Raw genomic sequence first — 21686 nt, forward strand, 5'->3', positions numbered from 1 at the left:
AAGGCCATGCGCCGAGCGGAGCACGGTAGAACACGGAAGGTGGTCATCACGGCGTTGCGCGGTGCGGCTCGGAGGCTGGCCGATGAAGGCGGCCGGGCGACAGTTCACCAACGCGTGTAGGTGCAAAGACTAACGCCGTGGCCCGGTCGCTGTCTAGTGTTGGCCGGCTACACTGGTGACTTGTTTAACGCAGGTGCGGAGTTGGCCGTGTGGTACGTGATTGAAGGCTTTGATGGTGTCGATGTGCTGGCGGCACGGATGCAGGCGCGGCCTGCACACCTGGCGCGTCTGCGCGCCCTGGCCGATGCCGGGCGGCTGCTGCTGGCCGGCCCTTGCCCGGCCATCGATGCCGAGGACCCGGGCCCGGCAGGTTTCAGCGGTTCGCTGGTGGTGGCGCAGTTTGCCGATCTGGCCCAGGCCCGGGCATGGGCCGAGCAGGATCCCTATGTGGCCGCCGGGGTCTATGTGCGCGTGGATGTGCGTCCTTTCAGGAAGGTGTTGCCATGAATGCCGCCAGGGTGGAAAAAATCCAGCAGTGCCTGCAGCAGGCTCTGGCGCCGCTGGAGCTGAGCGTGGTTGATGACAGTGCGCGGCACGCCGGGCATGCCGGCGCCCGCGATGGCCGTGGCCACTTCAATGTGCGCGTGGTCAGCGCGGCCTTCGCCGGGATGCGGCCACTGGCCCGCCATCGCGCGGTGTATGCCGCCCTGGGCGAGCTGATGGATACCGATATCCATGCACTCGGGGTCGAGGCATTGACCCCCGAAGAAGCGTCAATGGCTTAATTCAGGCTGACCATTGGCATCTGAAGGGCAGGGTTTTCGCCTGCGCTGTGACTGGGTACGCAATTTATTCACGTTTGTTTGCGAACAATGCGCAGCTGACCGGGGGCATGTTGCCCCCGGCCTTATTTCTGCCACCGGAGCTGCCTGATGTCGCCCTCTGCGTTTACCCGCCTGCCTTCCCGTCGTCTGTTGGTTCTGGCACTGGCCGCCGGTTTGAGTCTGGCTGCTCCGGCCATGGCCCAGAGCACCGGCGCCACCCTCCGCGGCCAGGTCAATGCCGATTCCGCGCCGGCAGCCGGTGCCCGCATCACTGCCACCAACCTGGCCACCGGTGCGGTACGCAGTGCGCAGGTCAATGCCGATGGCAGCTATCTGCTGCCCGGCCTGGTTCCGGGCCAGTATCGGGTGGTGGTCCAGGCCAATGACCAGCGCGATGAGCGCGTGGTCAGTGTCGCGGTAGGGCAGACGGCCACCTTGAACCTGGCCGTGGGCGGGGAGGCCGAAACGGCCAGTGCCGGTACGGCACAGCAGCTGGATACGGTACAGGTGAGCGCCACCGCGCTGGTGGAAACCAAGACCTCCGAGCTGGCCACCTATGTCAGCAACCGCCAGATCGAAGCGCTGCCGCAAGGTACCCGCAACTTCCTGGCCTTTGCCGACACCGTGCCGGGGATGATCTTCGAGCAGAACCCGGGCAATGGCGCGACCAGGTTGCGCGCCGGTGCGCAGAGTGCCAACAACATCAACGTCTACATCGATGGCGTGGGCCAGAAGAACTATGTGATCCAGGGCGGCATCACCGGCCAGGATTCCAGCCGCGGCAACCCGTTCCCGCAGCTGGCCATCGGTGAGTACAAGGTCATCACCTCCAACTACAAGGCCGAGTACGACCAGATCAGCTCGGCGGCGGTGACCGCGGTGACCAGGTCGGGTACCAATGATTTTTCCGGTTCCTTCTTCTGGGATACCACCAACCAGGACTGGCGCACCGCGCGCGAGGATGAGCGGGGCGGTGAGAAGACCCGTTCCAGTGAAACCCAGTACGGCATGAGCGTGGGCGGGCCGATCATCCGTGACCGCCTGCACTTCTTCACCAGCTACGAAGCCAAGGAATACAACTCGCCCAAGGACCTGGTGCCAGGGGAGGGCCTGAGCGTGGCCGACATGCCGGCGTGGCTGGCCGACCAGTTCGGGTCCACCAGTGTGCCGTTCAAGGAGGATCTGTACTTCGGCAAGCTGAGCTGGACCTTCAATGAGGCCAACCTGCTGGAGCTGAGCTTCAAGAAGCGCGAGGAGCTGGGTGTGGGCAATGTCGGTGGCCAGAGCGCCGCCAGCTTCGGCACTGACACCGGGGTGGATGAGGACCGCTACGACCTGCGCTGGCAGTACAGCAGCATGGACTGGCTCAACGATGCCCACCTGACCTGGGAAGATGCCTACTGGTCGATGGCACCGGTCAATTTCGGCAATGGCTACCAGCTCACCGATGGCTCTTCCAACAACGGCCGCCTGTTGTTCCGCACCGGCGCCGGTGATGGCGGCCTGCAGGACAAGGGCCAGGAAGGCTGGTCGCTGCAGAATGACACCACCTATTTTGGTTTTGCCGGGCACACCCTCAAGTTTGGTGTGAAGTACAAGCAGGTAGAGCTGAACACCATCGAGCAGCAGCCGTACAACCCGCAGTTCTATTACGACATCGCCCAGGGCGGGCAGGTGCCGTACTACGTTTCCTTCGGCAGCCCGGTCGCCGGCACCGAGGGTGGCGTGGTGCGCTCGACCAACAAGCAGTTCGGTATCTATCTACAGGACGACTGGGAGGTCAGCGACCGGCTGACCCTGAACCTGGGCCTGCGCTGGGACTATGAAAAGACCCCGGCCTGGTCGGACTTTGTCACCGGCGCGGACGTGCTGACGGCACTGGCCACGCAGGACCCGCAGGCCGGTGCGCCGGCCGGACAGACCTATGCGCAGAGCCTGGCGGCCGGTGGCATCGATGTTGCCGGTTTCATCAGCACCGGCTCCAACCGCAAGGCGTTCCGCGATGCCTGGCAGCCACGCCTGGGTTTTTCCTATGACCTGAGCGGGGACGAGCGCCATGTGCTGTTTGGCGGCATTGGCCGTGCCTATGACCGCAACCTGTTTGACTACCTGCAGCTGGAGCGCACCAAGGCCACCTTCCCCTACCGCCAGCTGGCGATCAACTCGCCCGGCCATGCCTGTGATGTCGCCCTGGCCGGCTGCGTGGACTGGGACCCGGCACTGCTGCAGCGCGACTACCTGATGAGCCTGGCCAGTGGCGGGCAGAGCGGGCGGGAAGTGTGGATGTTCGCCAACGACCTGAAGGTGCCGTATTCGGACCAGATCAGCCTGGGTATCCGCAATGCCGTCCAGCTGGCCGGCCAGCAGTGGAACACCTCGCTGGCCTACCAGTTTGTCGACTACAACGATGGCCTGCTGATGCTGTTTGGCAACCGTCAGCCCGATGGCAGCTATTTCAACGCTTCCGGCAGCCCGTGGAGCAATGGCGGCGTGCCGGGCATGGGCAACCTGATCCTGGGAACCAACAACCTGGAAAGCCGCAGCCATTCGCTGCTGTTCTCGGCCGACAAGCCGTACACCGCGGCCAGCCCGTGGAGTGTCAACCTGGCCTATACCTACACCTCAGCCGAGCAGAACGTGCATGAGCAGAATCCCGCCTATGGCTGGTTCTTCCCGGCCGGCGGCAGTTTCGGCGGTGCATGGACGCCGCGCCACCGGCTGGTGCTCAGTGGTTTTGGCGACCTCGGTCATGGCCTGAGCCTGTCGGGCAAGTTGACCCTGGCCAGCCACCTGCGCCGCTGGGATGTGGATGGCAGCAGTGGCTATGAAACCATCCGCAGCTTCCAGCCCGACGGCACCATCGGCTTCAAGCAGTTTGACCTGTCGCTGGCCAGGACCTGGGATACCGGCAGCGACGTCAAGCTGAAGGTGCGCGCCGATGTGCTCAATGTGTTCGACTGGCAGAACTGGGGCGGGTACGGCATCAACTGGCGTAGCGGTGAGATCAACCGCTGGGACCAGTACGCCACCCGTACCTTCAAGCTGTCCTTTGGGCTGGACTGGTAACGGTGGCGTTGCCGGCGCGGCAGGACCAACGGCGCTGGTGCCGAGGGCGTGCAATCGGTCACGATTGACCGCTTGATGATCAATACAAGGTGGTTGCAGGTGAAGTCGGCACGCTGGATCGTGGCGGTGGGTCTGCTGGGCTGTGCCATCGCCCAGGCCAGCACGCGGGTACTGGATGGGTTTGATGATCCCTCGCGCTGGCGCCTGCAGGCTTCTGAAGGCGCGCAGGCCCGGCTGACCCGGGTCAGCGGCGCCGATGGCGGACGGGCGCTGTGCATCGCTGCCGACTTCGGTGCGCATGCCGGCAGCGTGCGCCTGAGTGCACCGCTGGCCCTGGACCTGCCGCCGGATGGGCGGCTGCAGCTGTCCAGCCGCGGGCAGGCGGCACAGGCCCAGCTTTCGCTGCACATCATCGATGAGGCCGGGCGCCGGCATGGCGCCCATCATGCCGGGCGTGGCCTGTCTGGCCGTTGGCAAGGCCTGGACTGGTGGTTGTCCGAATTCAGCGATGCCAGCGGCAGTGGCCTGGTGCTGCCGGCCCGAAGCCAGCGGCTGGAGCTGCGTCTGGCCTCGGCCAGCGGGGGGCAGGCGCAATGGTGTATCGACAGCCTTGCCCTGCACGTGCGCCCGGTCGATCAAAGCCCGTTCACCCCGCTGGCCCTTGCCGATACCGCCACCGCCCTGCAGCAGCGGATGGTCGATGGTCGCGCCGACACCCTGTGGGTCAGTAGCGGGGTCAAACAGCAGACGGTGAGCCTGGACCTGGGTCGTGAGCGCGAGGTCGGCGGGCTGGTGGTGCAGTGGGCTGCCGGCCTGCGCGCGGATAAATACCGGGTCCAGGCCTCCAACGATGGTCGGCGCTGGCAGCAGCTGCGCCAGGTCAATGCCCCGGCCGGCACTACCGACCGGCTGCGTCTGGGACCGCTGACGGCGCGCTATCTGCGGCTGGACCTGGAAGATGGGCCGAACTGGCGCTATGGCATTGTCGACCTGCTGCCGCAGCATGCGACCTTTGGCCGTTCGACGGAGGCCTTCCTGCGCGAAGTGGGCAAGGCATGGCCGGCGGGCGTGCTGCCAGCCAGCATCAGCGATGGACCGGTGCGCTGGACGGTGCTGGGTGCGGAAGCCGCGCCGGCACCGGTGTGGTTCAGTGAGCAGGGCATCATCGAGCCGCGGCCCGGACAATTTACCCTGACCCCGCAACTGCAGATCGATGGCAGCTGGCACGGCGCCGAACAGATGCAGGTGCAGCCGGTGGCGCAGCCTGCTGGCGCGCAGAGCCGCTGGCAACACACCCAGGCACAGCTGACGATCAGCGCCAGTACCGGCCACGATGCGCAGGCACAGCCGTGGCTACGTGTGCGCTACCGGCTGGCCAACCCCGATGCCAGCAGTCATCGTTATGCGCTGGCGCTGGCCTTGCGCCCGTTCCAGCTGCATGCGGCCGGCCGTCTGGGGGATCTGCCCGGTGGTGCCGGCTGGATCGAGCAGGTGGCCGTCAGCGATGCGGCGGTGGCGATCAATGGCGCGCCCGCGCTGCTGGCTGCGCAACGCGCCGATGCCGCCTTTGCCAGCCATTTCGATGCCGGGCTGGATCTGAACCTGCTGCGTGCGGCGCAGCTGCCGCAGGCCCGCCAGGCCAGTGATGGGCAGGGCTTGGCCTCGGCGGTGATGCTGTGGCGGCAGGAGCTGGCCGCCGGGCAGAGCAGGGAATGGGAGGTCTGGCTGCCGCTGTCGGACCCGGCCATGACCAGCGCGGTGCCAACGCGTTTTACCGCGCAAGCCGTGCCTGCTGAAGGCTGGCAGCTGCCGGGTGAGCAGGGCCGCTGGCTGGTCGACAGCTGGCAGGCGGCCGTGGTGCGGATGCGGGCCGAACGCAACGGCCCCTGGCTGCGTACTGACAGCCGGCGCTCGATCGGGGCGGGAAACCGCGACAGCATGCATATCGCCAGTGCCTTGATGCGCGCCGACCAGGCCGACGCCGTGCTGCCCTGGCTGCTGGCGCGGATTGCTACCGGCAGTACCCGACACTGCCCGTTGCTGGCGCATTGGGCCCAGTTGGCGGCCCAGGCGCAGCTGGCCGGGGCATGGTCGCCTGCGCAGCGCCAGGCCTTGCAGCCCTGGGTGCAGGACAGTCTGGCGCGCTACCAGCCCGGCGGGGCCTGTGCCGAGCCGGCGGCGTCCCCGGCACCGGATCCGGCCAGCGTGTCGCTGCAGCTGGCCGCTCTGTTGCCCGAGCCTGCGCTGGCGCTCGGCCCTGCACAGGGCAATGGGGGTGAGGTGGTGCAGGCGGACGCCGGTGCCGGGCAGGTCGCCGCTGTCGCGCCGGTGACGGGCGTCCTGCCGGCTGGCCCGCTGGCCACGTCCACTCAGGTTCCCTTGCCGCCCGGCGAACCGGTGTCATTGGCCCAGCGCCAGCAGCTGTGGGAGGCAGCCCTGGCCCTGCACGATGACAGCCTGTTGCCCGGCTGGCAGCAGTGGCAGCGCGGCCAGAGCCAGGGGTTGCTGGATGCGCGTCAGGCCGCCGAACAGGTGCAGGCCATTGCCGCCACTGTGGTACAGGAGCAGGCAGATCATCTGCGCCTGCTCCCCGGCTTGCCGGCGTCGGCCTGGCAGCAAGGGCAATTGCAGGTGCCCGGTGTGCTCACCCGGTGGGGCCGTCTGGGCCTGCAGGGGCGGCGCGAGGGCAGCGACTGGGTGCTGGTGTTTGCGCCGGGGCTGCAGGCGCCACCGGCCGGCCTGGTGCTGGACTGGCCCTTCGCACAGCCGCCGGCGCCAGCACTGGTCGATGGCTTGCCACAGCCCTGGCAGAGCGGGCGCTTGCATCTGCGCAGCGTGCCGGTGCAGCTGCGGATTGCGCTGCCGGTACCGTGAGTCCGCTGCACTGAGCAGCGAAAAAGAAAACGCCGGGATGACCCGGCGTTTTTCCTGGCCGTCAGGCCGGGTTGCCTTGCGGATAGGGGCTGTCCCATTCCCAGGCCTGGCCGTTGCCAAGCAGGGGCCCGACCGCGATCGACAGCGCGCCCTGGTCGGCGCGGCCCACCAGTGCGCGGTTGAAGGCAAACAGGTTGCGGCCCATGCCGTGGCCGACCTCGGCCGTACTGGTGGCCAGTGGCCGGGCGTCCAGTGCGGACGGCTCCAGATGCACCTGCAGCTGGCCGGTAGTGCCGTCCACGGTGATCAGGTCGCCCTCCTGCAGGCGGGCCAGGACGCCGCCACGGCTTGCCTCCGGGGTGACATGGATGGCCGCCGGGAACTTGCCCGAGGCGCCAGACAGCCGGCCGTCGGTGACCAGTGCGACCTTGCGGCCCTGGTTCTGCAGCATCCCCAGCAGCGGCGCCAGCGAATGCAGCTCGGGCATGCCATTGGCCTGCGGGCCCTGGAAGCGCACCACCGCGACAAAGTCATGCGGCAGGGCGCCGGCGGCATGCAGCCGGTTCAGTGCGGCCGGTGTGTCGACCACCACGGCCGGTGCCGTGATGCTGCGATGCTCCGGCTGCACCGCCGACAGCTTGATCAGCCCCTGGCCCAGGTTGCCTTTGAGCAGGCGCAGGCCGCCCTGGGGCTCGAACGGGTCGGCGACCGGGCGCAGCACACTGGTGTCGGCGCTGGTGGTGGCGCCTGCCACCCAGTGCAGGCGCTCGCCGTCCAGGCGCGGCTCCTGGCAGTAATCGCCGATGCCACCCGGGGCGATGGTGCGGATGTCGCCATGCATCAGGCCGGCCTTGAGCAGTTCGGCAAACACCAGCGCGGTACCGCCCGCGGCGGCAAAATGGTTCACGTCGGCCTGGCCGTTGGGGTAGACATGGCTCAGGGTCGGCACCACCGATGAAATCGCGTCCATGTCTTCCCAGTCCAGCACGATGCCGGCGGCACGGGCCACGGCAATCCAGTGGATGGTGTGGTTGGTCGAGCCACCGGTGGCCATCAGCGCCACGATGGCGTTGACGATGGCCTGTTCGTTGACCAGTTCGCCGATCGGGCGGTAATCATCGCCGGCGGCTGTCAGTTGCAGCGCCCGCTGCGCGCTGGCAGCCGTCAGGGCGTCGCGCAACTCGGTGCCCGGTGGGACGAAGCTGGTGCCGGGCAACTGCAGGCCCATGGCTTCCAGCAGCACCTGGTTGGAGTTGGCCGTGCCGTAGAAAGTGCAGGTGCCAGGCGCGTGGTAGCTGGCGGCCTCGGCGGCGAGCAGTTCCTCCCGGCTGGCCAGCCCGGCCGCGTAGCGTTCGCGCACGGCCGCCTTTTCCTTGTTCGGGATCCCGCTGGGCATCGGCCCGGCCGGAATGAACACCGCCGGCAGATGGCCAAAGGCCAGCGCGCCGATCAACAGGCCCGGCACGATCTTGTCGCATACGCCCAGATACACCGCGGCATCGAACATGTCATGGCTCAGCGCCACGGCGGTGGCCTGGGCAATCACATCGCGCGAAAACAGGGACAGTTCCATGCCGGGCCGGCCCTGTGTCACCCCGTCGCACATCGCCGGCACCCCGCCGGCCACCTGCGCGGTGGCGCCCATCGCGCGTGCCGCGGCACGGATGATCGCCGGGTAATGCTCGAACGGCTGGTGTGCCGAGAGCATGTCGTTGTAGGCGCTGACAATGCCCAGGTTGGGGGCATTGACCGCTTTCAGGGTGGCCTTGTCCTGCGTGCCGCAGGCGGCAAAACCGTGGGCCAGGTTGCCGCAGCTCAACCTGGCCCGTGCGGGCGTCACCGTGCTGGCGGCCCGGATCTGGGCCAGATAGGCCGCGCGGCTGGGGGCGCTGCGCTGGATGATGCGCGCGGTAACCGCTGCGATGGTGGGGTGTAGCAGGTTCATGTCGGATCTCCAGTGGCGCCCGGCCGGCTGGCCGGTGGGCGCAGCAGGGCGGGTGCGGATGGCAGCTTTACGGGCACCAGAACACCTGCAGTGGCCCGGTGCTGCTGCCCAGGGCGTACAGGATGGGGTAATGACGGGGATTGCCGCTTTTCAGCGCGGTGGTGAGGGTGTCGAGCTTGTCGTTGCCACGCAGCAGCAGGAAGCGTTGCCGGCAGTGGCCGAGCCCGGCCGGGGTCAGGCTCAGGCGCTGTGCGAATGGCTGGGCGGCCGGGCAGTCGCCGGCATCGATGCTGGCATACGGCGCGGTGCTGTCCAGGGCCTGCGCCAGGTCCCGCGCGCCGGGAAACAGCGAGGCGGTGTGGCCATCATTGCCCATGCCCAGTACCGCCACCGTCGGCAGCGGCTGTTGCCGCCAGTGCGCATTGGCGGCCTGCACGCTGGACGCGGGGCTGCTGCCCGGCTGCGCCAGCGCTTGCAGGCGGGCCTGCGGCTGCAGGGCCAGCAGATGCTGTTCGACCAGCCGGTCATTGCGGTTGGCATCGCCAGCGGCAAGCCAGCGCTCATCCACCAGCCCCAGCTCCAGCTGGCTCCAGTCCAGTGCGGCCTGCGCCAGTTGCCGGTAGACCGGTGCCGGCGTGCTGCCGCCGGAAAGCAACAGGCGCTGTCGCTGCGGGCCTTGCAGGGCCCGGGCGATGGCCGTGGCGGCGGTCGTGGCCCAGCCTGTGCTGTCGGCATGGCGGTGCAGCAGCAGACTGTGGTTCATGGCAGGGTGGGCTCCAGCAGGTTGGCCGGAAGGAACTGGGCCGCCCGCTGCGGCCCCCATTGCCCGGCGGGGTAGCTGCCCATGGCCAGGCCGGCCTGCTGCCAGGCGGCCAGCACGCTGTCGGTCCAGGCCCAGGCGGCGCGGACTTCATCGGCACGTACGAACAGGGCGCTGTTGCCGCTGAGGGCATCCAGGAACAGGCGCTCGTAGGCGATGCGCCGCTGCTGGCCGGTCGGCACCGACAGCTCCAGCGCCAGCGGCTGCAGTTCCAGGGCGCCCCATTCCGGGCCGGCCAGCGAGCTGAGCAGGCCCAGCTGGATGTTTTCATTGGGCTGCAGCTGCAGGGTGATCCGGTTGGGCTGGGCCTGGCCGCGGCTGGGCTTGTCAAACAGCCAGTGGCTGACCGGCTTCAGGGTGATCACCACCTGGGTGCTGCGGCAGGGCAGGCGCTTGCCGGTGACCAGATGGAACGGCACCCCGGCCCAGCGCCAATTGTCGATATGCGCGGTGACCGCGGCAAAGGTTTCCGGATCGGTGCCGGCCGGCGGCACATAACCGGGCACGTCCTGGCCATCGATCCGGCCGGCGCCGTAGCGGGCCCGCAGGGTCAGTGGCGCGGCGGTCTTCGGATCCAGCGGGCGCAGGCTGCGCAGCACCTTGACCTTTTCATCGCGGATGCGGTCGGCCTGCAGTGATACCGGCGGCTCCATCGCCACCAGTGCCAGCAGCTGCAGGATATGGCTCTGGACCATGTCGCGCAGGGCACCGGCCTGGGCGTAGTAGGCGCTGCGGCCATCCACGCCGCCGCTTTCGGCCACCAGGATGTGCACCGATTCAATGTGGTTGCGGTTCCACACCGCCTCCAGCAGGGTGTTGCCAAAGCGCAGGGCCATCAGGTTCTGTACTGCCGCCTTGCCCAGGTAATGGTCAACCCGGTAGGTGCGTTCCTCCTCGATCAGCCCGGCAATCTGCTCCAGCAGGGCATCGGCACTGGCGCCGTCACTGCCAATGGGCTTTTCCAGCATCAGCCTGGACGGTGCTGCCAGTGCACCGGCCTGTGCCAGGCCCTGGGCAGTGCTCGGGTACAGCGCCGGTGGAATGGACAGGTAGCTCAGGCAGGTGCCGCCGCCGACATCGGCGACAGCGGCAGTCACGGCCGCACTGTCGGACAGGTCGACGCTGCGGTACTGGACCCGTGCCAGCAGGCCCTCGATGGCCGCAGCAACCTGGGCATCGGGCGCTGCCTCAAGCAGCCGCTGCCGCAGCAGGTCGGCAAAGCCGGCGTCGTCGTGCGCGCTCAGGGCCAGGCCGCGAATGCGCAGCCCGGCCGGCAGCAGCCCGTCGGCATGCAGGCGCAGCAGTGACGGGAACAGATAGCGCTGGGCCAGATCACCGGTGGCGCCGAACAGCAACAGGGTGGTCGTGGGGCAGGCGTGCGGATCGATCATGCGCAGGGAGGAGTCCGGGTGGATATGCCGGACCATCCTAGCGCCACCGGGTCACGGCTGGCGCTTCCTGCCTGGGCCGGTTCAGCGTTGCAGGCCATCGAGCAGCGGCAATTGGCTGACCGCCTGTCCATCCACGCTCAGTGGCAGATCTTCGCGCTCCAGCGGCAGCACCGCCAGGGCATACGGTGCCGCCACGCAGGCGATCTGGCCGATGCTGGCCTCGGCCGCAAGCACCGCGCTGCCGGCAGCAACGCCTTCGTCAATTCCGTGCAGCAGTACGGTGGCGCGCTTGGCCTTGCCCAGGAAATGGGTGCGCGCGACGATCTCCTGGCCGGGGTAGCAGCCCTTGCGTACCGAATAGCCGTTGAGCCGGTCCAGCCCAAGCTGCTGCGCGGTCCAGCTTTCGCGCTGATCGGCCGCCAGCCGCGGCAGGCCCTGGCGCAAATCCGCCTGGCGCCATGGTGCACTGCCATCGCCGGCTGCCGGATCACGGCTGATGCGCAGAACGCGCGGCAGCCCGGCGCTGCCCCAATCCAGTTCGATGCTGCCATCGGCAGCGATTGCGGCGGTGTTGCCGCTGGCCAGCGACGCGGAGGCGAAGCTGCCGCTGGCCTGGCGGTCATCGACCCGGAGGGTGACCTTGCGGCGGAAGACAAAGCGTTGCAGCGCCTGGCCGAACTCGGCAGCGCCCCCGTCCGGGAGGATCGCCAGCAGGTCGCCTTCGCCGATCCGCAGCAGTGCCAGCACCGCCAGTACCCGTCCCTTGGCATTGAGCCAGCAGCTCCACTGCCATTGCCCGGGCGCCAGCAGGGTCACGTCATTGGCCAGTTGTGATTGGGCGAAGACTTCGGCATCGGGCCCTTGCAGGCGCAATAAACCGATCTCGGGCAGGGAAAAACGGGGGGGCAGGTTGTCAGTCACGGTCAGCGGGTCTAAAATCAATACGTTGCGAGACCAAAAATGATAGGCCAAACAACCCCCACTCCTGAAACCATCCCGGAAACTGCGGTCAACGACCAGCAGGAAACTGCTGTGCCGGAAACCGTCAAGGTGCCCGAGGTGGGTGGCCGCGGCGGACTGGATCCGGTGCGCTACGGGGATTGGGAGAAAAACGGACGCTGCATCGACTTCTGAAGCCGTTGCAGCGAATAGCCAATGCGGCATTCCGCCGCCCAGCCGAGACAATGAGCCCAGCGAAATGGCGAATCGATCACGCCCCCTCTCTCCGCATCTGCAGGTGTATCGCTGGCAGATCCAGATGGCCACCTCGATCCTGCATCGAGCCACCGGCATCATCCTATCTGTCGGCGCTCTCATCATTGCCGGTGGATTACTCGCCCTGATGATGGGGCCAGAATCCTGGGCCTGCTTCACTGACCACGCCGGGGCGTGGTACGGCAAGGCCTTCCTGTTTGTCTGGACCTGGGTGTTTGCCTATCACCTGAGCAATGGCGTGCGCCACATCGTGCAGGACTTTGCCGTGGGTTACGCCAAGGCGACCTTCATCCGCAGCTCCTGGCTGTCGGTGATTGCCTCGCTGGTCATTACCGCCCTGGTCTGGGCGGCTGTTGTCGTGGGGGGCTGAGTGATGAACAAGTTCCGTACTCCGTTGAAGAATGTGCGTGGCCTGGGCAGCGCCAAGTCCGGCACCGAGCACTTCATCCACCAGCGACTGACCGCCACCGCGCTGGTCTTTTTGGGAATCTGGTTCCTGTGCCTGGTCGTCAGCCTGGTCGGCGCCGACTACGTCACCGCGGTGGAGACCATCTCCAGGCCGTGGAACGCCGTGCTGCTGGTCGGCCTGCTGGTGGCCATGTTCTGGCACGCCCAGCTCGGCCTGCAGGTCGTGCTGGAGGACTACATCCACAACTCACTGCTGGCGTTGGCCCTTCAGGTCAGCGTGAAGTTCGTCGCCGTGCTCGGCGCGATCATCAGCATCTTCGCAGTGGCCCGCATCGTGCTTGGGAATTGATACGCCATGTCCGCTTACAAGATTACTGAACACAAGGTCGACATGGTCGTCGTCGGCGCCGGCGGCGCTGGCTTGCGTGCGACCTTCGGCCTGGCCCAGAAAGGCCTGCAGACCGTGTGCATCACCAAGGTCTTCCCGACCCGTTCGCACACCGTTGCCGCCCAGGGTGGCATTTCCGCCGCGCTGGCCAACATGGGCGAGGACGACTGGCGTTACCACTTCTACGACACCATCAAGGGCTCCGATTGGCTGGGTGACCAGGACGCGATCGAGTACATGTGCCGTGAAGCCATTCCGGCGATCATCGAACTGGAACACTACGGTGTGCCGTTCTCGCGTACCGAAGACGGCAAGATCTACCAGCGCCCGTTCGGTGGCATGACCACCAAGTACGGTGAAGGTCCGTCGGCGCAGCGTACCTGCGCTGCGGCTGACCGTACCGGCCACGCCATCCTGCACACCCTGTACCAGCAGTCGCTGGCGCACAACGCCCGCTTCATGATCGAGTACTTCGCACTCGACCTGATCATGGACGAGGAGGGTGTCTGCCGCGGCGTGCTCGCCCTGGACATGGCCGAAGGCACCCTGCACCTGTTCCGTTCGCACGGCGTGGTGCTGGCCACCGGCGGCTACGGCCGTGCCTACTTCTCGGCGACCTCGGCCCATACCTGCACCGGTGACGGTGGCGGCATGGTCGCCCGTGCCGGCCTGCCGCTGCAGGACATGGAGTTCGTGCAGTTCCATCCGACCGGCATCTACGGTGCCGGCTGCCTGATCACCGAAGGTGTCCGCGGCGAAGGTGGCATCCTGCGCAACAGCAATGGCGAGCGCTTCATGGAGCGCTATGCACCGCACTACAAGGACCTGGCCTCGCGTGACGTGGTCAGCCGTTCGATGACCATCGAAATCCGCGAAGGCCGTGGCGTCGGCGAGCACAAGGACCACATCCTGCTCGACCTGACCCACCTGCCGCCGGGTGCGATCGATGAAAAGCTGCCGGGTATTGCCGAGTCCGCCCGCATCTTTGCCGGCGTGGACGTGCACAAGCAGCCGATCCCGGTGATTCCGACCGTCCACTACAACATGGGTGGCATCCCGACCAACTACCACGGCGAAGTCGTGCGCAAGGCCGGCGACAACCCGGATGCAGTTGTCCCGGGTCTGTACGCCATCGGCGAAGCCGCCTGCGTGTCGGTGCACGGTGCCAACCGCCTGGGTTCCAACTCGCTGCTGGACCTGGTGGTGTTCGGTCGCGCGGTGGCCAACCGCTGCGCCGAGACCATCAAGCCCGGTGCTTCGCACAAGCAGCTGCCGTCGGACGCCTGTGACAAGGCACTGGGCCTGCTGGACAAGCTGCGCCACGCCAATGGCGACACCCCGACCGCGGTCATCCGCGACCGCATGCAGCGCACGATGCAGTCCGATGCGGCGGTGTTCCGCACCAGCAAGACGCTGGCCGAGGGCTGCCAGAAGATGGCCGAGGTGTTTGATTCGTTCCAGGACGTCAAGGTTTCCGACCGCTCGCTGGTCTGGAACTCGGACCTGATCGAAACCTACGAGCTGAACAACCTGCTGCTCAACGCCGTGGCCACGATCAACTCGGCCGAACAGCGCAAGGAAAGCCGTGGTGCGCATGCGCACGAGGACTTCCCGGACCGCGACGATGTCAACTGGCACAAGCACACCCTGGTCACGGTTGATGAGAAGGGCAAGTGCAGCTTCGATTTCCGCCCGGTGCATATGTACACGCTGACCGATGACGTCGCCGTTGTGCCGCCGAAGCCGCGCGTCTACTGATCCGGGGAACTTACGAAAATGGCTGAATTCTCTCTTCCAAAGAACTCCCGGGTCACCAAGGGCAAGCATTTCCCGGCTCCGGCCGGTGCCCGCAACACCCGTACCTTCAAGATCTACCGTTGGAGCCCGGACAGCGGCGAGAACCCGCGCACCGACACCTACGAGCTTGACCTGGACGCCTGCGGCCCGATGGTCCTGGACGCCCTGATCAAGATCAAGAACGAGGTCGACCCGACCCTGACCTTCCGTCGCTCGTGCCGTGAGGGCATCTGCGGTTCGTGCGCGATGAACATCGACGGCACCAACACGCTGGCCTGCACCCGCGCCATCGAGGACTGCGAAAAGAAGGAAGTGCCGATCTACCCGCTGCCACACATGGACGTGGTCAAGGATCTGGTGCCGGACCTGACCCACTTCTATGCGCAGTACGCCTCGATCAAGCCGTGGATCCGTACCCAGACCCCGGCCCCGTCGGACCGTGAGCGCCTGCAATCGCCGGAAGACCGCAAGAAGCTCGACGGCCTGTACGAGTGCATCCTGTGCGCCTGCTGCTCCACCAGCTGCCCGAGCTACTGGTGGAACGGCGAGCGTTACCTGGGCCCGGCGATCCTGCTGCAGGCCTACCGCTGGATCATCGACTCGCGCGATGAAGACACCGGTGCCCGCCTGGATGACCTGGAAGATCCGTTCAAGCTGTACCGTTGCCACACCATCATGAACTGCGCCCGGACCTGCCCGAAGGGCTTGAACCCGGCGCTGGCCATTGCCGAGATCAAGAAGCTGATGATGGCGCGCCGCGCCTGATTGCTGCCGTGATCCGGCCCTGATGTGGCATCGCGACCGGTGGTCTCACCGGTCGTCGCTGACGGCACCGCGCCTTTACGCCGGTGCCGTTTTTTTTGCATTTCCGGCCGTGGCCGGCCATAGGGAGTGAAGCATGGACGAGGCAACCGAACTCAAGCGCATCCGTTGGCGCAGCCGCCGCGGCATGCGTGAGCTGGACCGTCTGTTTGACCGTTATCTGGACCATGCCTGGGCCACTGCACCGACCGCCGAGCGCGCGGTTTTCCTGCGCATGCTCGACTGCGAAGACGATAAGTTGTGGCGCTGGTCGATGGGCTATGAGGAGTGCCCGGATGTCGAGCTCGTCGCGTTACTGCGCAAGATTGCCGCGATGCCGGCTTGACTGGTCGCCGCGCTGGCAGGTGGGCCTGCTGCTGTTCGGTGGCCTGCTGGCCATGCTGGCGCTGATCGACAGTGACCTGCCTCGCGCCCTGATCAACCCGGCCCTGGCAGTGACCGGCCTGCTGGCCGTGTGGCAGGCGCTGCGCCGGCAACGCTGTGCCAAGCTGCTGTTTGAAGTGGACCGCCAGCAGGGCCTGGTGTGGTGCGAAGGCCAGGCATTGGAGCAACCCGCCGTGGCATGGCGCTGTGGCCTGTTGGTGCTGGGCTGGAAAAGCGATGGCCATACCAGGCGCTGTGTTTTCCTGCCGTGGCAGCTGCCGGAAGCAGCGGTTGGTGAACTGCGCCAATGGCGGCCTGCGCGGCGGCATTCCACAACGTAGGCGGCAGTGGCACCATAGCCTGATCTGATCGGGCGAGCCTCATGTTCAAACCAGTTCCCGTGGCCATTGGCCTGCGTTACCTGCGCGCCAAGCGGCGTAATGGCTTCATCTCCTTCATTTCCATGGCCTCGATCATCGGCATTGCCCTCGGGGTAATGGTGCTGATCACCACGATGGCGGTAATGAGCGGTTTCCAGAAGGAGATCCGTGACCGCCTGTTGCAAATGACCGCGCATGCCACGGTGACTGCCGAGGGCGAGCCGATGCGAGATTGGCAGCAGGCGGTGGATGCTGCGCGCAAGGATCCGCGTGTGGCCGGTGCGGCCCCGTATATCGAAATCCAGGGCATGCTCTCCGGCCCGCGGGTACAGGGCGCCGTCGTCCAGGGCATTGATCCGGCCCTGGAATCCAAGGTCTCGGTGATCGCCGAGAAGATGACCGAAGGCAGCCTGGATTCATTGGAGCAGGGCCAGTTCAACATCATCCTCGGCAAGGAGCTGGCGCTGTGGCTCGGTGTGGGGGTGGGCGACAACGTCGTGGCAACCCTGGCCGAAGTGCAGGGCACCCCGTTGGGGGCAATGGCGCGCACCAAGCGTTTCCATGTCAGCGGGATCTTCGAGGCCGGCTACAACGAGGTGGATCGGGGTGCGGCCTTCGTCAACCTGGATGACCTGTCGCGCGTGTTGCGCAGCGATGGCGTCACCGGCGTACGCCTGAAGCTGCATGACATGGACCAGGCCTTCCAGGTCGCCAGTGACCTGGCGTTGTCGCTGGATGGCCTGTACCGGGTCAGCGACTGGACCCAGCAGAACGCCAATCTGTATCACTCCCTGAAGATGGAAAAGACGGTGATGGGCATCCTGCTGTCGCTGATCATCATGATGGGCGCTTTTACCCTGGTGAACTCGCAGGTGATGCTGGTCACCGACAAACAGGCTGATATCGCCATCCTGCGCACCCTTGGCCTGAGCCCGGCCGGGGTGATGCAGGTGTTCATGGTCCAGGGCAGTCTGATCGGCCTGGTCGGCACCACCCTGGGCCTGCTGGGCGGGATCACCCTGACCTTCAACCTGGAGCGCCTGCTGCGCTTCATTGAAGGCACTTTCAACATCGTGCTGCTGCCGCCGGATGTGTACTACATCACCGGCCTGCCCACCGACATGCAGCCGGCCGATGTCGCCTTGACCGTGCTGGTCGCCCTGTTGATGGCCTTTCTGGCCACCCTGTACCCGGCATGGCGTGCGGCACGTACGCAACCGGCGGAGGCACTGCGTTATGAATGATGTGATCAATGATGCGGTGATTCGTGCAGAAGGCCTGGCCAAGACCTATGCCGAAGGCAAGATGCACACGCCGGTGTTCGATGGCCTGGAGCTGTCGGTCAGCCGTGGTGAAACCGTGGCGATCATCGGTGCCTCCGGTGCCGGCAAGAGCACCCTGCTGCACCTGCTCGGTGGCCTGGATGTGCCCACCGCCGGCGAGGTATACGTGGCCGGGCAGCGGATGAGTGCACTGAGCGATGCGGCGCGCGGTGCGCTGCGCAACCGGAACCTGGGCTTCATCTACCAGTTCCATCACCTGCTGCCCGAGTTCAGCGCGCTGGAAAACGTGATGATGCCGGTACTGCTCGGTGGCGGTGAGATTGCCGATGCGCGCGCCCGTGCGCTGGAGCTGCTGCAATCCGTTGGCCTGGGCCATCGCCTGGAACACAAGCCGGGCGAGATGAGCGGTGGCGAACGCCAGCGTGCCGCGGTGGCGCGCGCCCTGGTCAACCAGCCGGCCTGCGTGCTTGGTGATGAGCCCACCGGCAACCTGGATGACCGCACCGCGGCGGCGGTGTTCGGGCAGATGCTCGAACTCAACCGGGCGCGGGCGACCTCGCTGGTGCTGGTGACCCACGACCGCAGCCTGGCGCGCAAGCTGGACCGGGTGCTGGAGCTGCGTGAGGGCCGCCTGCATTCACTGGCTTCTGCGCAGGTGTGAAGCAGTATTCGGCCGGCAGGGGGGATGATCCGGATCTGACCAACCAAGAGGGCAGGACAATGAAATGGCGTAGCAGTGTGGCGTTGTTGGTACTGGCGCTTGCCGGTTGTGCGACCGGTCCCAGGCTCACTGATCAGGAGAAGCTGGCGTTGCACCTGGCACATGCCGGTGAGCCGGTTTCCAGCTTCCGTTTCTTCGGCAACATCCACGGCTGGAGCGAGCTGGGTGACAGCGCGATGGTGGTCTACACCCGGCCCAATGAGTCCTGGTTGCTGCAGTTCGATACCACCTGCCCGGGCTTGCCCTATGCCACCACCATCGGCCTGAGCAGCCAGTTCGACCGCGTGCACGCGCGCTTTGACCGCGTGTTGCTGCACGATGCCATCCCGGCCAGCTGCCGCATTTCCACCATCCGCCCGCTGGACAGCAAGGCGCTGAAGGCTGACATGGCCCAGTTGCGCCAGGCCAGGATGGAGCAGCGCCAGGAGGGGGACGGGCAGGGCGATTGAGCCTGCGCACATGCTGCTGGGCAATGCGAAAAGGCCGCCCCTGGGGCGGCCTTCTGCTGTCTGGTTCCTGCGTTGTCAGTCCTGCGTTTGCTGCGGGGCCTGGTAGCCGGCAACGGCATCCACGCTGCCTTCGTTGAACAGGTACTTGACCATCTGCTCCTGCAGGTAGGCACGGTGCTTGGGGTCGCGTGGCGAGAGCCGGTTTTCGTTGATCAGCATGGTCTGATGCGCCAGCCACGCCTGCCATGCCGGCTTGCCGATATGGTTGAAGATGCGCTGGCCAAGCTCGCCCGGCCAGGGGACAAAATCCAGGCCTTCGGCCTGGGCCTGGGCGTGGTCACAGAAAACAGTGCGCGACATGGGCTTCTCCTTGCGGTGTGATGCGCGGCACAGCGCCTCACAAAGAATCGATGAGTTTACGGATCGGGGCGGGCAGGCCCAGTGCGGCCAGCTGGACGCGGTCAAACCAACCAGCGGCGGTTTCGCCGATGCGTTGGCGGCTGCTGCAGCGTAGTCGATACACATGCAGTTGCAGCCGGTAATGGCTGAAGGTGTGGCTGATCGTGGTCAGGGTGTCGGCCTGTTCCAGGTCTGCGCCCAGCCCGGTGAGCGTCCATTGTGCCAGCCCGGCATGGGTATCGGCCTGCGGCAACGTCCACAGCCCGGCCCAGATGCCGCGCTCGGGACGCCGCAACAGCGCGTAGCGACCCTGGCCATCGTCGGCCAGCAGGGCATGGGCTTCGCGTTCGGGCAGGGTCTTGCCGGCCTTGCGGGTCGGCAGCTCGGCTACCCGGCCATCGCGCAGGGCAATGCACTGCTGCTGCAGTGGGCACAGGGCGCAGGCGGGTCTGGCGCGGGTGCACAGGGTGGCACCAAAGTCCATCTGTGCCTGGGTCCAGTCGGTCATGCGTCCATCTGGAACCGCCTGCAATTGCTGTTCGGCCAGCTGCCAGAGTGCGCGTTCCACCGCCGGCACGCCGGGATGGCCTTCAATCCCGAATACCCGGGTCAGCACCCGTTTGACGTTGCCATCGAGGATGGCGTGACGATCGCCCCAGGCCTGGGACAGGATGGCCGCAGCGGTACTGCGGCCGATGCCGGGCAGTGCCATCAGCGCCTGCAGGTCGCGTGGCAACTGGCCGTCATGGTGCTGGACGCAGGCGCGGGCAGCGGCCTGCAGGTTGCGTGCCCGGGCGTAGTAGCCCAGTCCTGCCCAGTGCGCCATCAACGCGTCGGCCGGTGCCGCAGCCAGCGCGGCCAGGTCCGGGAAGCGTTCGACGAAGCGCAGGAAGTAGGGGATGACCGTGGCGACCTGGGTCTGCTGCAGCATCACCTCCGACAGCCAGACCCGGTAGGGTGTGCGCGGATGCTGCCAGGGCAGGTCGTGACGGCCGTGGTGCTCGAACCAGGGCAGCAGGGTGCCGGGTAACAGTTGCGTGGTGGCCATAAATGATCAGGCGGCTCGCAGATGCCGCAACGTGCGCCAGGGGCACTCCAGCAGCGATGCAGCCGATGCCGGCCCAGAGTGGTCAGCCGGCACCGTGGCCCTCACTGCGCTCAGGCGGGATTGCCGCCCAGGGCATCGGGCAGCAGGGCATCGACAAATGCGGTTGCATCGAACACGCGCAGGTCTTCCGGGCGTTCGCCGATGCCGGCAAAGCGGATCGGAATGCCGAACTCGCGCGCCAGCGCAAACACCACGCCGCCCTTTGCAGTGCCATCGAGCTTGGTCACCACCAGCCCGGTCACCTTGACCGCCGCATTGAACTGGCGCACCTGGTTGATTGCGTTCTGGCCGGTGGTGCCATCGATCACCATCAGCACCTCGTGCGGCGCGGTCGGGTCGAGCTTGCCGAGCACGCGGCCGATCTTGCCCAGCTCGTTCATCAGCCCGGTCTGGGTATGCAGGCGGCCGGCGGTATCGGCGATCAGGATGTCGGTGCCACGGGCCTTGGCGGCCTGCAGGGCATCAAAAGCGACCGAGGCCGCATCGGCATTCTGGCCCTGGGCGATCACGGTCACATTGTTGCGCTGGCCCCAGGCCTGCAACTGGGCCACCGCCGCAGCGCGGAAGGTGTCGCCGGCCGCCAGCATCAGGCTGTGGCCTTCATCCTTGAAGCGCTTGGCCAGCTTGCCGATGGTGGTGGTCTTGCCGACGCCATTGACGCCGACGGTGAGCAGCACGAACGGCGCGGCAGTACGGTCGATCACCAGCGGCCGGGCCACCGGCTCGAGCACGGCCAGCAGCTCGGCGCGCAATGCTGCCAGCAGGGCATTGCCATCAGCGAACTCGCGCGCCTTCATCCGCTTGCGCAAGCCCTCGATGACGCTGGTGGTGACCGGTACGCCGACGTCGGCGGTGAGCAGGGCGGTCTCGATTTCGTCGAGCAGGTCGTCGTCGAGCTTGGGATTGCGCGAGAACAGGCTGGTGATTGACCTGGCGAACACGCTGTTGCGCAGGCGCTCGCGCCAGCCCAGCTTGCCGGCCGGCGCGGCCGCAGCAGCGTTGGAGGAAATCAGGTCGGCTTGGCTGTCATCGGCCACGGGCACGGCGGCCGGTTCGCTGTCAGCCACTGCCGCAGCGGTCCCGAGGGCCGGTGCCGGGCTGGCCGCGGCAGCTTCCACGGCCGCAGCGATGGGCTCCGGCTGGGTGCTGGATGGCTCGATGGCCTCCTGGACGAGGGCAGGCTCCACCCTTGCCGGTTCGGCCACGTCGGCCGGCGCGCTGGCCGCTGCCGCCTGCTCGCTGACATCAACAGCAACGCTCTGGTTGCCGACCGGCGGCTGGAAGGCGGCAGCAATCTCTTCCGCGCTCAGGCGCGGTTTGCTGGCGTCCTGTGCGGCGTCGGTCTTTTTGCGGCGGAAGATATTGAACATGGATAGTGGCGCTGTAATCAGGTGGCTATGCTACCACCGACCGGCATTTGGGCCGATTGCCAG

The 21686-nt window shown here is 66.7% G+C and carries 21 protein-coding genes; 14 read left to right on the forward strand and 7 right to left on the reverse strand.

What is annotated here, in order from left to right:
* Positions 1-207: 207 nt before the first annotated feature.
* The 4 genes from ABB25_RS07660 to ABB25_RS07675 all read left to right on the forward strand — a co-directional run bounded on the left by ABB25_RS07660 (position 208) and on the right by ABB25_RS07675 (position 6764).
* On the forward strand, positions 208-507 hold the full coding sequence (locus ABB25_RS07660; protein WP_057665739.1) for a YciI family protein: 300 nt from the start codon (positions 208-210) through the stop codon (positions 505-507).
* Positions 504-785 carry a BolA family protein gene (locus tag ABB25_RS07665; protein ID WP_057665568.1) on the forward strand — a complete coding sequence of 94 codons (282 nt, stop codon included), beginning with the start codon at positions 504-506 and terminating at the stop codon, positions 783-785. The genes ABB25_RS07660 and ABB25_RS07665 overlap by 4 nt, the downstream gene beginning before the upstream one ends.
* 147 nt (positions 786-932) lie before the next feature.
* The gene (locus tag ABB25_RS07670; RefSeq protein WP_057665570.1) at positions 933-3890 is read left to right on the forward strand and encodes a TonB-dependent receptor; all 2958 of its coding nucleotides are present in this window, start codon (positions 933-935) and stop codon (positions 3888-3890) included.
* Between the two features lie 75 nt (positions 3891-3965).
* On the forward strand, positions 3966-6764 hold the full coding sequence (locus tag ABB25_RS07675) for a discoidin domain-containing protein (RefSeq protein WP_083488179.1): 2799 nt from the start codon (positions 3966-3968) through the stop codon (positions 6762-6764).
* Between the two features lie 61 nt (positions 6765-6825).
* On the opposite strand, the gene edd is transcribed toward ABB25_RS07675, so the two are convergent.
* From edd to ygfZ, 4 genes are all read right to left on the reverse strand, one after another.
* A complete protein-coding gene (gene edd / locus ABB25_RS07680) occupies positions 6826-8709 on the reverse strand; it encodes a phosphogluconate dehydratase (protein ID WP_057665573.1) in 1884 nt (627 codons plus the stop codon).
* A gap of 67 nt (positions 8710-8776) precedes the next feature.
* On the reverse strand, positions 8777-9472 hold the full coding sequence (gene pgl / locus ABB25_RS07685; RefSeq protein WP_057665574.1) for a 6-phosphogluconolactonase: 696 nt from the start codon (positions 9470-9472) through the stop codon (positions 8777-8779).
* Positions 9469-10920 carry a glucose-6-phosphate dehydrogenase gene (gene zwf, locus ABB25_RS07690; RefSeq protein WP_057665576.1) on the reverse strand — a complete coding sequence of 484 codons (1452 nt, stop codon included), beginning with the start codon at positions 10918-10920 and terminating at the stop codon, positions 9469-9471. The genes pgl and zwf overlap by 4 nt, the downstream gene beginning before the upstream one ends.
* A gap of 81 nt (positions 10921-11001) precedes the next feature.
* On the reverse strand, positions 11002-11841 hold the full coding sequence (gene ygfZ / locus ABB25_RS07695) for a CAF17-like 4Fe-4S cluster assembly/insertion protein YgfZ (RefSeq protein ID WP_057665578.1): 840 nt from the start codon (positions 11839-11841) through the stop codon (positions 11002-11004).
* A 39-nt stretch (positions 11842-11880) separates the two neighbouring features.
* Between ygfZ and ABB25_RS14300 the strand changes: the two genes are divergently transcribed.
* The 10 genes from ABB25_RS14300 to ABB25_RS07740 all read left to right on the forward strand — a co-directional run bounded on the left by ABB25_RS14300 (position 11881) and on the right by ABB25_RS07740 (position 18746).
* Positions 11881-12054: a DUF1674 domain-containing protein gene (locus tag ABB25_RS14300; protein WP_083488181.1), complete on the forward strand. Its 174-nt coding sequence runs from the start codon at positions 11881-11883 to the stop codon at positions 12052-12054.
* Positions 12055-12118: 64 nt separating this feature from the next.
* The gene (sdhC, locus tag ABB25_RS07700; RefSeq protein ID WP_057665580.1) at positions 12119-12505 is read left to right on the forward strand and encodes a succinate dehydrogenase, cytochrome b556 subunit; all 387 of its coding nucleotides are present in this window, start codon (positions 12119-12121) and stop codon (positions 12503-12505) included.
* Positions 12506-12508: 3 nt separating this feature from the next.
* Entirely contained in the window at positions 12509-12892 is a 384-nt protein-coding gene (sdhD, locus tag ABB25_RS07705) for a succinate dehydrogenase, hydrophobic membrane anchor protein (protein WP_057665582.1), read from the forward strand.
* Between the two features lie 6 nt (positions 12893-12898).
* On the forward strand, positions 12899-14689 hold the full coding sequence (sdhA, locus tag ABB25_RS07710; protein ID WP_057665584.1) for a succinate dehydrogenase flavoprotein subunit: 1791 nt from the start codon (positions 12899-12901) through the stop codon (positions 14687-14689).
* Between the two features lie 18 nt (positions 14690-14707).
* The gene (locus ABB25_RS07715) at positions 14708-15493 is read left to right on the forward strand and encodes a succinate dehydrogenase iron-sulfur subunit (RefSeq protein ID WP_057665586.1); all 786 of its coding nucleotides are present in this window, start codon (positions 14708-14710) and stop codon (positions 15491-15493) included.
* 133 nt (positions 15494-15626) lie between these two features.
* Complete coding sequence (locus tag ABB25_RS07720) at positions 15627-15875, forward strand: FAD assembly factor SdhE (protein ID WP_057665588.1); 249 nt, start codon at positions 15627-15629, stop codon at positions 15873-15875.
* Positions 15826-16254 carry a hypothetical protein gene (locus ABB25_RS07725; RefSeq protein ID WP_152981098.1) on the forward strand — a complete coding sequence of 143 codons (429 nt, stop codon included), beginning with the start codon at positions 15826-15828 and terminating at the stop codon, positions 16252-16254. The genes ABB25_RS07720 and ABB25_RS07725 overlap by 50 nt, the downstream gene beginning before the upstream one ends.
* Before the next feature lie 41 nt (positions 16255-16295).
* The gene (locus ABB25_RS07730) at positions 16296-17537 is read left to right on the forward strand and encodes a lipoprotein-releasing ABC transporter permease subunit (protein WP_057665592.1); all 1242 of its coding nucleotides are present in this window, start codon (positions 16296-16298) and stop codon (positions 17535-17537) included.
* The gene (gene lolD / locus ABB25_RS07735) at positions 17530-18237 is read left to right on the forward strand and encodes a lipoprotein-releasing ABC transporter ATP-binding protein LolD (protein WP_057665594.1); all 708 of its coding nucleotides are present in this window, start codon (positions 17530-17532) and stop codon (positions 18235-18237) included. The genes ABB25_RS07730 and lolD overlap by 8 nt, the downstream gene beginning before the upstream one ends.
* Positions 18238-18296: 59 nt before the next feature.
* Positions 18297-18746 (forward strand): DUF6491 family protein, encoded by a 450-nt coding sequence (locus ABB25_RS07740; RefSeq protein ID WP_057665596.1) that lies wholly within the window; start codon positions 18297-18299, stop codon positions 18744-18746.
* A 75-nt stretch (positions 18747-18821) separates the two neighbouring features.
* Here the strand turns inward: ABB25_RS07740 and ABB25_RS07745 are convergent, their stop codons facing one another.
* From ABB25_RS07745 to ftsY, 3 genes are all read right to left on the reverse strand, one after another.
* Positions 18822-19106, reverse strand: a complete 285-nt coding sequence (locus ABB25_RS07745) for an oxidative damage protection protein (RefSeq protein ID WP_057665597.1) — start codon at positions 19104-19106, stop codon at positions 18822-18824.
* Positions 19107-19143: 37 nt separating this feature from the next.
* Complete coding sequence (gene mutY, locus ABB25_RS07750; RefSeq protein WP_057665599.1) at positions 19144-20193, reverse strand: A/G-specific adenine glycosylase; 1050 nt, start codon at positions 20191-20193, stop codon at positions 19144-19146.
* Between the two features lie 110 nt (positions 20194-20303).
* Positions 20304-21623 carry a signal recognition particle-docking protein FtsY gene (gene ftsY / locus ABB25_RS07755; protein ID WP_057665601.1) on the reverse strand — a complete coding sequence of 440 codons (1320 nt, stop codon included), beginning with the start codon at positions 21621-21623 and terminating at the stop codon, positions 20304-20306.
* Positions 21624-21686 lie beyond the last annotated feature (63 nt).

Origin of the sequence: Stenotrophomonas koreensis (assembly GCF_001431525.1) — a bacterium.
Lineage (GTDB): Bacteria > Pseudomonadota > Gammaproteobacteria > Xanthomonadales > Xanthomonadaceae > Stenotrophomonas > Stenotrophomonas koreensis.